The following is an 11,503-nucleotide window of genomic DNA, read 5'->3' as shown; positions in this document are numbered from 1 at the left end:
GCGCGCGCTCAGTCGGCCTTGGCGACCACCACCATCGCCGGGCGCAGCAGGCGCTCGTTGAGCAGGTAGCCCTTCTGGAAGACCTGGGCGACCGCGCCCGGCGGCACGCCCGGCACCTCGACGATGCTCATCGCCTGGTGCTGCTCGGGGTCGAAGGCGTCGCCGGCCGCCGGGGCGACCACGCGCAGGCCATTGCTCTCGGTCGCCTTGACCAGTTCGCGCAGGGTGAGTTCGACGCCGGCGCGCAGCGGATCATTCTCCGGCGCACTCGCCAAGCCGGCCTCGAGCGCATCGAACACCGGCACCAGCGACGAGAGCAAGCGCTCATTGGCGAACCGGCGTGCGGTCTCGATCTCGCGCGCCAGGCGCTTGCGTTGGTTTTCCAGGTCGGCGCGCTCGAGCAGGCTCTGTGCGCGCACCTGCTCGAGTTCGGCCTTCAGCAGCTCGACCTGTTCGGTCAGCTGGGCCTCGACCGGCGTGGCCTGGTCGTCGGACTCGTGGATTTCGGGGTGCTGCGTCTCGTGCTGTTCCTGGGTCATGTCCGGTTCCGGGGCGGGCGTCTGGCCGCCGACCCGCCCAGCTATGGGGCTGGCCGCCGCGGTTTCAAGCCACGGCCGGGGAATTGGCGCGTCGCGCCTGGCGGCTCAGGCCGCGTCGGGCGTACGGCCCGCGGCGCCCTCGCCCGCCGACGGGTGAGCGCCGAGCGCGGCGCCCAGCAAGTCCGCGGTCGCCTGCACCACCGGAATCACCCGGTCGTAGGCCATGCGGGTCGGGCCGATCACCCCCAATACGCCGAGTGTCCGTCCGCCCGCCGCGTACGGCGCGGTGACCAGCGACACGCCCTCCAGCGGCGCCAGGCCGGTTTCCTCGCCAATGAAGATGCGCACGCCCGGCGCGTGCAGGGTGCGCTCGAGCAACTGCAGGATCTCGCGCTTGCGGGAAAACGCCTCGAACAATTCGCGTAGCCGGTCCAGGTCCGAGAGGTCCTGCACCCCGATCAGCCGGTTCTGCCCGGCCAGCACCATATCCTCGTCGGCCGGCACCAAGGCCTGCTCGGCCAGCTCCATCGTTTGCGCGAGCAACGCTTCCATCTCGTCGCGGGCATGGCGCAGTTCTTCGACCAGCGTCGCCCGCACCGCGGCCATCGGCCGGCCAGCGCAATGCTGGTTGAGGTAGTTGGCCACGCGCTCGAGCTCAGCGGCGTCGAAGCTGCGCCGGGTCTGGAAGATCCGGTTCTGCACTTCGTGGTCGGCGAAGACGATGATCGCCATGACCCGCTGACCGTCGAGCGGCACGAAATCGATGTGCCGGAACGCCAGTTGCTCGCGCCGCGGCACCGAGACCACCCCGACGAAGCGCGTCATCGCCGAGACCAGTTCCGAGGCGCTGCCCAGCAGCGACTGGTGCCCGCCGGCCCCGGTCAGCTCCCCGCGCAAGCGCAGCAGCTCCTGCTCGCGCAGCGGCTTGACCTGGAGCAGCGAATCGACGAACACCCGGTAGCCCTGCGCGGTGGGCACGCGCCCGGCCGAGGTGTGCGGGGAGCTGAGCAGCCCGGCCTCCTCCAGGTCGGCCAGGATGTTGCGGATCGTCGCCGGGCTCACGTCCAGCCCGGCATGCCGGGCGAGCGTCTGCGAACCGACCGGCTCGCCGTCGCGGATATGCCGCCCGATCAGCGTGCGCAGCAGCTGGCGGGCGCGCGGATCCAGCGGATGGCGGACATCGGACGACATGCGGGCGGTATACGGCGCCGCCGCCACCGATGCAAGCGCGGTCTTAGCCGATGAGACGCGCAGGGGCTATCAAGCCGCCGCTACACGACCGCAGGCTGCCAAGGCACAATTCCACCGATGCTCACCCACCTTGCCATCCGCAACTTCGCCGTCGCCACCGCCACCGACCTTGAGTTCGGACCGGGGTTGACCGTCATCTCCGGCGAGACCGGTGCCGGCAAGTCGCTGCTGGTCGATGCGCTGGGCTTCCTGTCCGGCCAGCGCGCCGACAGCGGCATCGTCCGCCACGGCGCCGAGCGCGCCGAGCTGCACGCCGAGTTCGCGCTGGACGATGCCGCCCCGGCGCTGCGCTGGCTGCGCGACAACGAGTTCGACGAAGGCGCCACCTGCCAGTTGCGCCGCACGCTGCGCGCCGACGGCGGCTCGCGGGCCTGGATCAACGGCCGCCCGGCGACGATCGCCCAGCTCTCCGAGCTCGCCGGACGTCTGGTCGAGATCCACGGCCAACATGAACACCAGGCGCTGCTGGCGCGCGGCAGCCAGTTGGCGCTGCTCGATGCCCAGGCCGGCAATGGCACCCTGCTGGCCGCGGTCCGCGGCGCCGCCCAAGACTGGCGCGCGTTGCAGGGCGAGCGCGAGGCGCTGATCGGTATCGGCGATGTCGGCGAGCGCCGCGACTGGCTGCGCCATCAGCTCGACGAACTGGAAGGCGAGCGGCTCGAGCCCGAGGCGATCGCCGACCTGCACGCTGCCCACCGCCGCCATGCGAACGCGGCGGGCCTGATCCAGACCTGCGACGCGGCGCTGGCGCGGATGAGCGGCGAGGATGCGGTCGGCCTGCCGCAGGCCCTGCACGCGCTGCGCCACGACCTGGGCCGCATGCGCGCCCATGAGCCCCGTCTGGGCGAGGTCGATGCGATGCTCGACGCCGCCTCGATCCAGCTCGACGAGGCCACCCGCCTGCTCGGGCAGGTCCGCGACGACCTCGATATCGACCCGGCCGAGCTCGAGTTGCTCGAGCAACGTCTGGGCCGGCTGCACGACCTGGCGCGCAAGCACCGGGTCACACCCGAGGAGCTGGGCGAGGTCCGGCAGCGGCTGGCCAGCGAACTCGAGCAGCTCGACGGCGCCGGCGAACGTCTGGCGCGCCTGGACGACGAGATCGACGCCGCACTCGCGCGCTGGCGCACCGCCGCCGACCGCCTGGGCGCAGCCCGCCGCAAGGCCGGCAAGGCGCTATCGAAGGCGACGACCGCCCTGATCCACGAGCTCGGCATGGGCGGCGGGACGTTCGACATTGCATTCGAGCCGGTCGAGCACGACCGGCCCGACCCCCAGGGCGCCGAGCGCATCGAATTCATGGTCTCGGCCAACGCGGGCCAGCCACCACGGCCGCTGCGCCGGGTGGCCTCGGGCGGCGAGCTGTCGCGGATCTCGCTGGCGATCGAGGTCGCGGCGCTGGGCCACGACGCGGTGCCGACGATGGTCTTCGACGAGGTCGACTCGGGCATCGGCGGCGCAGTCGCCGACATCGTCGGCCACAAGCTGCGCGCCCTGGGCGCGAGCCGCCAGGTGCTGTGCGTGACCCACCTGCCCCAGGTCGCCTCCAAGGGGCATGCGCACTATCGGGTCCACAAGGTCACCAGCGGCGGCGCGACCGAAAGCCGCGTCAGCCTGCTCGAGGCCGACGCCCGGACCGAGGAACTGGCGCGCATGCTCGGCGGCGTCGAGGTCAGCAGCGAAGCCCGCGCCGCCGCCCGCAAGCTGCTGCAGGGCATGGTCTGACGGGACGGACCTGCGCCCCAAGTTCCGCCCCAAGAACGCATGCACACCTGGCATGCCATCGACCGGCGACATGCGGCACCAACACCGACCATCGCCGGTGGCGCGGTAATCGGGTTCGGACGTCTCAGCGCTTCTTGCGGACGTACAGCACCAGCGAGTGGTCCTCGAGATGGTAGCCGTAGCGCTCGGCGATCTCGTGCTGCAGCTTCTCGATCTCGGCGCTTTCGAACTCGATGATCTTGCCGGTGTCCACGTCCACCATGTGGTCGTGGTGGCCGCCGCGGTCGAGTTCATACACCGCGTGCCCGCCCTCGAAATTGTGCTTGAGCACCAGGCCGGCGGCCTCGAACTGGGTGAGCACCCGATACACCGTCGCCAGTCCGATCTCGTCGCCCTGCTCGAGCAACTGCCGGTAGATGTCCTCGGCGGTCAGGTGCTGGCGCGGCGTGCGCTGCTCCAGCAGGTCCAGGATCCGCATGCGCGGGTGAGTGACTTTCAGTCCTGCCTTGCGCAGGTCGAGCGATTCCATGAAGTGTCTCCGAGTACAGGCCGGCATTCACTGGCGGTTGAACGCCGGCTGCCTGAATCGCGGTGGCGGCGTGGGCGCAGTGTATCATCGGCCCGGTCTCCGCAGCCCCGGCCCGTGCCCTCCGCCATGCAGAAAGTCATTCTCGTCTCGGCCCTCGTCCTGGCCACCAGCGGCTGCGCCCTGGTCTACAAGCAGCCGATTTACCAGGGCAGCCTGATCGAGCAGTCCGCGGTCGAACAGTTGCAGGTGGGCATGGGCAAGCCACAGGTCGAGGCGCTGTTGGGCTCGCCCGCGATCGCAGACCCGTTCCACCACCAACGCTGGGACTACACCGCCACCCAGCGGGTCGGCCGCAGTGGTCAGACCGAGGTGAAGAACTTCACGGTCTACTTCGAGAACGACCAGCTCGCGCGCTGGGAAGGCGACTACTTCCCCAACCGCGACCAGGAGCTGGCCGCGGAGATGCGCAAGTTCGGCAACCTGCCCAAGGAGCGCGGCAAGCGCCGCTGACGGACGCCTCAGTCTGCGTCGCGCTTCGCCGCGCGGCGCCTGCGTGCCTCTTTCGGATCCACTTGCAATGCACGCAGCAGCTCCAGCCGATCGCCGTCCGCCAGACGCGCACGGGTGTCCACGCGCACGCCGTACACCGCATAGCCGGCAATGCCGTCCAGCACCGCGGGATCTGGCAGCGCGGACAGCGCCATCGCGACATCGGCGCCGTCGGGTAGCGTGAGCGTCCAACTGCGGTGCGCACGGGGCTGCGCGTCGACGACCTCGATCCGCATCGTCGCGCTCAGCCGGCCGGCTCGCGCTCGGCGACCCGGATGAAGTCGTTGACCATGCGATCGGCGAGCCCGCGGAAACCCAGCGTGAGCGCCGGCAGCATCAAGCGGCTGCTCGGCTCGAACTCCAGCGACAGCGACACCTTGCACGAGCTGGAATCCAGCGCCCGGAACGTCCAGCGCCCGTGCAGCGACTTGAACGGGCCGTCCCGCAACTGCATGTCGATGGCATCGGGCGGCGAGAGCGTGTTCTCGGTCGTGAACCAGGTCCGCAACGCACCCAGGCCCAGATCCAGCCGGGCGACGATGCGGTCCTCACCCGATTCAATGACCTGCGCCGAATCGCACCAGGCGAAGCGGCGCGGATAGGCGGCAATATCGTTGACCAGCGCGAACATGCGCTCGGCCGGTTGCCCGACAAGGGCGCTACGTTCGATCTTGGGCATGACTCGCCTGGAGGACGTGCTTCGAGGACAATGCGGGAATGAGCAAGAAAAGCGGCAAGGCCAAGGATAAAGCAAACAGCACCGGCACCATCGCGCTGAACAAGCGCGCGCGCCACGAATACCATCTCGAGGACCGCTACGAGGCCGGCCTGGCGCTGCAGGGCTGGGAGCTCAAGGCCATCCGCGCCGGGCGCGCCAACATCGGCGAGAGCTACGCCGTCATCCGCCACGGCGAACTGTTCCTGTTCGGCGCCCAGATCACCCCACTGATCCAGGCGTCCACGCACGTCGTCGCCGACGCCCATCGCACGCGCAAGCTGCTGTTGCACCGGCGCGAGATCGATGTGCTCGTCGGCCGCGTGCAACGCGACGGCTACACCGTCGTGCCGACCGCGCTGTACTGGAAGGGCAACAAGATCAAGGCCGAGATCGCGCTGGCCAAGGGCAAGCAGAAGCACGACAAGCGCGAGACCGAGCGCGAGCGTGACTGGGCCCGCGACAAGCAGCGGCTGCTGCGCCGGCACAACAAGGACGCCTGACCAGCCGATGCCTCAGCGCGGTGACGGCTCGGTCGCGCGCGCCAGCGTGAAACGGAACGTCGCGCCCTGCCCCGGCGCACCTTCGGCCGAGATCGTGCCGCCATGGCGCTCGACGATGCGCTTGACCGACGCCAAGCCCACGCCGTGCCCCTTATATTCGTCCTCGCGGTGCAGCCGCTGGAACGGGCGGAATAGCTTGCCGGCGTAGTCCGCGTTGAACCCCGCGCCGTTGTCGCGCACGAAGAACGCCCCGTCGGCGCCGCGGCCGAACTCGATCCTGGCATCGGCGGTATCGGCGGTGAACTTCCACGCGTTGCCGAGCAGGTTCTGCAAGAGGTTGCGTACCAATGCCACATCGCCCTCGGCGGTCAGCCCCGGCGCGATGACGACCTCGACCTGGCGCGACGGCTCGGCATGGCGCAATTCGGCCACCACCTCCTCCGCCAGACGGCTCAAGTCCAGCGGGCTGCGCTTGAACTCGCCGCGGCTGATGCGCGACATCTTCAGCAACGCATCGATCAGCGCATCCATCCGCGCGGCCGCATTGCGCACCCGCGCCAGGTAGTCCTGCCCCTGCGCATCGATCGCACCGCCGTAGCGCTCGGCCAGGATCCGCCCGAAGCCGTCAATGCTGCGCAGCGGCGCACGCAGGTCGTGCGAGACGATATAGGCGAACGACTCGAGTTCGTGGTTGGCCTGGGTGAGTTCCCGGGTCCGCTGCTCCACGCGCGATTCGAGCGTGCGGTTGAGCGCGTGCACCTGCGCCTCGGCGCGCAAACGCTCGGTCACGTCGTCGACCTGCACCAACCGCGTGACCTCGCTGTCGGACTCGCCCAGCACCAATGTCGAGGCCAGGTGCACCTGGCGGATATCGCCATCGCACCGGCGCAGGCGCCGGGTACTGCGATGCACCCCCTCGCGCAGCGCCTGCATCTCCTGGGTCCGCGTGACCTGGTCCTGCGCGTCGACAAAGTACTCACTCAGCCGCGTTCCGGTCATCGCCGCCTGCTCCAGACCCGCGATCTGCGCCATCGCCGGATTCGTCTCGACAATGGTGCCATTGCGGTCCAGCAACACCATGCCGGTCGCCGAATAGCGCATCGCATTGCGGAATCGCTGCTCGCTGCGACGGTAGGAATCGCTGAGCCGACGTGCCAGGAATTCCGCACGCGACTGCGTCCTGGCCAGCGTCAGCACCACCGCGAACAGCAGCAACGAGGCCAGCACCCCGGTCACCAGCGTGGTCTGGAGCTCGCGCATGCCGCCCGACGTCAACGGCCCGAGGTGCTGGAAGTCGTAACGCCAGGTACGGCCATACACCGTCTGGGTCAGTGAATGGAGCACCCGCCCCGAGGGGTCGGCGTCGAAGTTGCGCGTCTGCAGCACGGGCGCCTCTGCGCCATCGGTCACATCCACGATGCGGAACGCCGTATGGAGACCACTGCTCACGCCGGACCGGTCGATGAAATCCGCAGACCGGAAGGAGGCGAACACCCAGCCGATCAGCGCGTTCTCGCGCGCGGCCGGCGTCTCCGGGAACCGCGCAGTCCGGTACACCGGCCCGAACATCAACACGCCCGGCCCGCCGTCGGCGGCCATCGGACGCAGCAGCATCGGCGCGCTCAGGCGGACCTGTCCGCTGTCGCGGGCGGCCTCCATCGCCGCCCGACGCAACGGCTCACTGTACTGGTCATAGCCGATCATCGTGCGCGACCCCGGATTCTCGGGTTCGAAATAGACGATCGCGCCGTACTTATCGCGTGCGCCGCGCGGCGTGACCAGGAACAGGCCCTCGCCCTGCGCCCGGCGACGCAGCTGCAGCTCGGCCAGTCCACGCGGGTCCACATAGGCGACGTAGCCCAGCCCCACCATGCCCGGCAACTGCCGGGCGATGTCCAGGCCCTCGACATAGCCGCGCCACTGCCGCGTGGTCGGCATGTCCGCCGCCGCACTGTGCAGCGCCACCCCGCCCCGGATACTCAGTTCGTACTGCAGCAGGCGCTGGCGGACCGCATCGGCCAGGCGTTCGGCCTCGGCCACGAAGCTGCCCTCGGCCAAGCGCCGCTCGCGCTCGCTCGCATTGCGTGCATACAGCGCCACCATCAGCAGCGCGCCGAGCAGCACCAACCCCGCGAGCCCATACCCACGGCGCAGACGCGCCCGCAGGGACGCGGGGCTAAAGCGTTGAAAAGGCGAAGATCCAGCCATCGCGACAGGATAACGGCCTGGCGAGGCGAAGGCAGCGCCCCTAGGCCAGACAACCCGGCGTAGACAGGAAACTGCCGGGGAGGGCCGGGGTCCCGGGACTGTCCGACCGGCCGAACACGCCAGCTGCATGGCCCCCCGATCCCAACCGCGCTGAGCGCGGAACCGCACCGACCGGGCGCACGCCGGCTGCTAGCCTGGCAGCCCCAAGGGGCGCTGGACGCGGCCCCTGGCTTCAAGAGCCCTCAATGCACCGCTTCTCCATCGAAATCGATGCCATCGGCGATCAGGAGTCGGATCTGCTCGAATGCCTGACCCGGATCGACCTGCAGCAGCCATTGGATCCCGACGCCTCATCGCTCGTCGACCGACTCATCGACAGCGGCCTGGTCGATCGGGCGCCCAATGGCCAATTGGCGTTGACACTGGCCGGCATCGATCGCTGCAAATCGCTCCACCTGCGGGTCTCCTCCGACCGCGCAGCCCGTGGCGTGCTCGATGCGCGTGGGCGGCGCGGCTCCTAGACCGACATGCCACGACGCGCAACCCAATGCATGCCGAATGAACTAGGATTGGGCTTGCCATGTCGGCCGAGAAGGAGCAATGGAATGAAGAAATCGTCTGTCCGCACAATAGCTGCATTCGCGCTGTTGTTTTCAGTTGGCGCCGTCTCAGCAAGTGCGGTCTATGAGGTTTGGGGACATGGGGCGACTTGGGAGCAGGCCCGCAACGATGCCCGTGCAAAGGGTGTCCAACTGTGCGTCAGTGAAGGCTACTCGGGCGCGACATTCGAGGAGGTACAGACATACGACTCTGGCGGCGGGTCCATCACTTACGGGCTCGCAGAGTGCTACTGAACGGATCGCCTAGCCAGTATCGATAACGATACGGATAAAAAAGGCCGGGAAGCGCGTTCCAACGCGTTTTCCCGGCCTTCTGCGGTCTTGTGGAGACCGATTTTTGGTGGAGGTGGCGGGAGTCGAACCCGCGTCCGAAGGCACTCCATCCCCGGTACTACATGCTTAGCACACCGTTGGATCTCGCCCCGGAACAGCACGGTGCGCGAAGCGCATCCCGGGACCAGCCTGTCAGTTCAACCACGGCAGACAGGCGGCCGCCGCGGCTGGTTCCTGTGATGATGACCCTACATCCACGAGCACAGGCACAAGTGGGTTCGGGGCTTACGCCTTAAGCGGCGAGAGCGTAGTTGTCGTCGTTGGCAACTAAAAGTTTGCCGCTGGATTTACGAGGAAAGCTGCCCCCTCGGCATGCACCAGGTAATTTCGCGACCCCCGTCGAAGCCATGGCACCCCCGGGAAATCAGAACTTACGCTGATGCACGCAGTATAGGGGCGCCGTGTTGCGATGCAAGCGCACTGCGCCGATACGCGACGGCAAGTTCATCGGCCAGTCCGACCGCCTCGCGCACAACGCAATCGTTCCAACTATGAGAATTGTCATCGGCTATAACGTCGCATCGTTCGATCTGTGCTGTTAGCATGCGCGTCCCCTTGGGGAGTAGCCGGCTTCCGCACTGCGGAAGCGCCCGCGTCAACACACTCGGTCCATTGCGATCGTGGCGCGTGCAACCAGTCCAGGTTGGCGAGACCAGCGGTGTACCGGCATCACGCGGGTTGGGCGTGCCGGCATGCCGTCGTCGCGCTTGCCCGGCCCCGATCGATACTCACGATGTCCTTGGGTTCTATCCTCCTGATCGGCTTCGCCATGTCGACCGACGCCTTCGCCGCCGCTGTCGGCAAGGGTGCGGCGATGCGACGCCCCCGCTTCCTCGAGGCGCTGCGCGCCGGTGTAATCTTCGGCACGATCGAGGCGCTTACGCCCGTGATCGGCTGGGCTCTGGGCCTGGCTGCGGCCGCCTATGTCACCGCCTGGGACCACTGGATCGCCTTCGCGCTGCTGGGCCTGCTCGGCGCGCGCATGATCCGCGCCGGCCTGCGCAAGGACGCCGAGACCGAGGCCGTCGACCCACCTGCGCGCCACGGCTTCTGGAATCTTGCCGCAACGGGCTTCGCCACCAGCATCGACGCGATGGCTGTCGGCGTGGGCCTGGCCTTCCTCGACGTCAACATCGCCGTGGTGGCCACCGTCATCGGCATCTGTACGCTGGTCATGGTGACCACCGGCATCATGCTCGGACGCGTCCTGGGCGCGCTTGCCGGCAAGCGCGCCGAGATCATCGGCGGATTGATCCTGATCGGCATCGGTGCGGCCATCCTCTATGAGCACCTCGGCGGTGGCGGCGGCCTGCCTGCGTTATAGGCCCGCCGCGTCATCCCTGCGCGCGGGCAGCGAGCCCGGGGCGTCCGGTTCACGGCAGCCACACGACGGCTCTCCGAAGCTCGAATGATCGCCAGCCGGAGCGTCCTCGATGAAAGTCCGCCGCGTCTACAGCACCGATTCCCTGCCCGCCGCGCAGACCGCCATCCGCGAGGTGCGCGACGCAGGCATCGAAGACGATGCCATTTCGGTGATTGCCCGGTCGGACATCGAACTCGAAAGCGTGCCCGAGCATCAGAAAGAGGCGCCCACCGACTTCAAGCACGCCGCGATGCGCGGGGCCGGCCTGGGCGGCGCGACGGGCCTGATCGCAGGCTTGGTGGCGGTCGCCGTGCCCCCGCTGGGTCTCACGCTTGCTGGCGTCGCCTTGACCACGCTGGGCGGTGCGGCTGTGGGCACCTGGGCGTCGTCGCTGGTCGGCGCCTCCCTGCCCGATCCGGTGCGGCGCACGTTCGAGGACGAGATCGAGGCAGGCCGCATCCTGATCGTCATCGATGGTGAAGGCGATGCGCTCGCGCGTGCCGAGGCTGCGCTGCAGGCCGCGGGTGCACGGCATCTGCCGTATGAGGACGCGTCGGCGTTGAGTTGAGGGCGGGAAGATTGGCGGAGAGAGTGGGATCGGATCAACTCTGACCTAACCCACTGATCTCAATGCAGAACTCAAATCAGGATGTGTCCTGTTTTGTGTCCCGTGATGATAGCGAGCCTCGTGCTGCATGGCTGTTGCGACTGTTTTGATGGTTGGCATGCAGTCATGTGGCGGCCCAAGTGTCAAAACGTCGAGCGTTTTTGACTAATTCTCACAAATGTGAATTGGGGCTCGTTTTCAGGCATTGCGAAAGCTTCCAGAGATGCTTCGCTGCAAGGGTCACTCCTTCTAATTTCCGGATTCCCCATGCCTCATGACCCACAAACCCAAATCGCCAGTCGGATTCTCGCTGGCCACATCGAAAATGCTCGCCGCCTCCCGGCCTCAGAACGCTCCGCTGACATCAAGCTGGCGTGGGAGCTTGCGGGTGAGCTGCTCCAACACCGCGCCGCTCAGTCGCCCTGGCTAGACCACTCGCCACCAGAAGGCAGGGCGGTCTCAAGAATCAAGTGCAACACGTGATTTGAAGTCGATGATTTCCCTCTCCATCACCTGGGCTGGTGTTGCCCAGCCGAGCGTCTTGCGCGGTCGCCCGTTCAT

The 11,503-nt window shown here is 67.9% G+C and carries 12 protein-coding genes and 1 other RNA gene; 6 read left to right on the top strand and 7 right to left on the bottom strand.

Features of this window, described 5'->3' with window-relative positions; genetic code table 11:
• Positions 1-8: 8 nt before the first annotated feature.
• Together grpE and hrcA are read right to left on the bottom strand one after the other, a co-directional pair.
• Complete coding sequence (gene grpE, locus ABE505_RS13090; protein WP_346444906.1) at positions 9-539, bottom strand: nucleotide exchange factor GrpE; 531 nt, start codon at positions 537-539, stop codon at positions 9-11.
• Positions 540-644: 105 nt separating this feature from the next.
• Positions 645-1,730, bottom strand: coding sequence for a heat-inducible transcriptional repressor HrcA (gene hrcA, locus ABE505_RS13085; RefSeq protein WP_346444908.1), 1,086 nt, complete (start codon positions 1,728-1,730; stop codon positions 645-647).
• A gap of 117 nt (positions 1,731-1,847) precedes the next feature.
• Between hrcA and recN the strand changes: the two genes are divergently transcribed.
• Positions 1,848-3,515 (top strand): DNA repair protein RecN, encoded by a 1,668-nt coding sequence (recN, locus tag ABE505_RS13080; RefSeq protein WP_346444910.1) that lies wholly within the window; start codon positions 1,848-1,850, stop codon positions 3,513-3,515.
• Between the two features lie 124 nt (positions 3,516-3,639).
• Here recN and fur read toward each other — a convergent pair whose 3' ends face one another.
• Entirely contained in the window at positions 3,640-4,044 is a 405-nt protein-coding gene (gene fur, locus ABE505_RS13075) for a ferric iron uptake transcriptional regulator (protein ID WP_241946076.1), read from the bottom strand.
• A 126-nt stretch (positions 4,045-4,170) separates the two neighbouring features.
• Here fur and bamE point away from each other — a divergent pair, with 126 nt between their 5' ends.
• Positions 4,171-4,554, top strand: a complete 384-nt coding sequence (bamE, locus tag ABE505_RS13070) for an outer membrane protein assembly factor BamE (protein ID WP_346444912.1) — start codon at positions 4,171-4,173, stop codon at positions 4,552-4,554.
• A gap of 8 nt (positions 4,555-4,562) precedes the next feature.
• Here the strand turns inward: bamE and ABE505_RS13065 are convergent, their stop codons facing one another.
• Positions 4,563-4,841, bottom strand: a complete 279-nt coding sequence (locus ABE505_RS13065; protein ID WP_346444927.1) for an RnfH family protein — start codon at positions 4,839-4,841, stop codon at positions 4,563-4,565.
• Complete coding sequence (locus tag ABE505_RS13060; RefSeq protein WP_346444914.1) at positions 4,838-5,272, bottom strand: SRPBCC family protein; 435 nt, start codon at positions 5,270-5,272, stop codon at positions 4,838-4,840. Before ABE505_RS13060 ends, ABE505_RS13065 begins: the two co-directional genes overlap by 4 nt.
• A 38-nt stretch (positions 5,273-5,310) precedes the next feature.
• On the opposite strand from ABE505_RS13060, the gene smpB reads away from it, so the two are divergent.
• Positions 5,311-5,811 (top strand): SsrA-binding protein SmpB, encoded by a 501-nt coding sequence (gene smpB, locus ABE505_RS13055; RefSeq protein WP_047135116.1) that lies wholly within the window; start codon positions 5,311-5,313, stop codon positions 5,809-5,811.
• 12 nt (positions 5,812-5,823) lie between these two features.
• Here smpB and ABE505_RS13050 read toward each other — a convergent pair whose 3' ends face one another.
• On the bottom strand, positions 5,824-7,935 hold the full coding sequence (locus ABE505_RS13050; protein ID WP_346444929.1) for a CHASE domain-containing protein: 2,112 nt from the start codon (positions 7,933-7,935) through the stop codon (positions 5,824-5,826).
• 329 nt (positions 7,936-8,264) lie between these two features.
• On the opposite strand from ABE505_RS13050, the gene ABE505_RS13045 reads away from it, so the two are divergent.
• Entirely contained in the window at positions 8,265-8,540 is a 276-nt protein-coding gene (locus ABE505_RS13045) for a hypothetical protein (protein WP_346444917.1), read from the top strand.
• A gap of 437 nt (positions 8,541-8,977) precedes the next feature.
• Here ABE505_RS13045 and ssrA read toward each other — a convergent pair.
• Positions 8,978-9,330, bottom strand: a transfer-messenger RNA (tmRNA) gene (ssrA, locus tag ABE505_RS13040).
• A 375-nt stretch (positions 9,331-9,705) separates the two neighbouring features.
• Between ssrA and mntP the strand changes: the two genes are divergently transcribed.
• On the top strand, positions 9,706-10,296 hold the full coding sequence (gene mntP, locus ABE505_RS13035) for a manganese efflux pump MntP (RefSeq protein ID WP_346444930.1): 591 nt from the start codon (positions 9,706-9,708) through the stop codon (positions 10,294-10,296).
• A 109-nt stretch (positions 10,297-10,405) separates the two neighbouring features.
• The gene (locus ABE505_RS13030) at positions 10,406-10,903 is read left to right on the top strand and encodes a hypothetical protein (protein WP_346444919.1); all 498 of its coding nucleotides are present in this window, start codon (positions 10,406-10,408) and stop codon (positions 10,901-10,903) included.
• The last annotated feature ends 600 nt before the right edge of the window (positions 10,904-11,503 follow it).

The organism is Luteimonas sp. TWI382 (genome assembly GCF_039674545.1).
Classification (GTDB): domain Bacteria; phylum Pseudomonadota; class Gammaproteobacteria; order Xanthomonadales; family Xanthomonadaceae; genus Luteimonas.
This window is presented reverse-complemented; position numbering and strand designations above follow the sequence as displayed.

Excerpts from the sequence above, each read along its gene's own strand:
- grpE (WP_346444906.1), bottom strand. The coding sequence starts at position 539 with ATGACCCAGGAACAGCACGAGACGCAGCACCCCGAAATCCACGAGTCC.
- hrcA (WP_346444908.1), bottom strand. The coding sequence starts at position 1,730 with ATGTCGTCCGATGTCCGCCATCCGCTGGATCCGCGCGCCCGCCAGCTG.
- recN (WP_346444910.1), top strand. The coding sequence starts at position 1,848 with ATGCTCACCCACCTTGCCATCCGCAACTTCGCCGTCGCCACCGCCACC.
- fur (WP_241946076.1), bottom strand. The coding sequence starts at position 4,044 with ATGGAATCGCTCGACCTGCGCAAGGCAGGACTGAAAGTCACTCACCCG.
- bamE (WP_346444912.1), top strand. The coding sequence starts at position 4,171 with ATGCAGAAAGTCATTCTCGTCTCGGCCCTCGTCCTGGCCACCAGCGGC.
- ABE505_RS13060 (WP_346444914.1), bottom strand. The coding sequence starts at position 5,272 with ATGCCCAAGATCGAACGTAGCGCCCTTGTCGGGCAACCGGCCGAGCGC.
- smpB (WP_047135116.1), top strand. The coding sequence starts at position 5,311 with ATGAGCAAGAAAAGCGGCAAGGCCAAGGATAAAGCAAACAGCACCGGC.
- ABE505_RS13045 (WP_346444917.1), top strand. The coding sequence starts at position 8,265 with ATGCACCGCTTCTCCATCGAAATCGATGCCATCGGCGATCAGGAGTCG.
- mntP (WP_346444930.1), top strand. The coding sequence starts at position 9,706 with ATGTCCTTGGGTTCTATCCTCCTGATCGGCTTCGCCATGTCGACCGAC.
- ABE505_RS13030 (WP_346444919.1), top strand. The coding sequence starts at position 10,406 with ATGAAAGTCCGCCGCGTCTACAGCACCGATTCCCTGCCCGCCGCGCAG.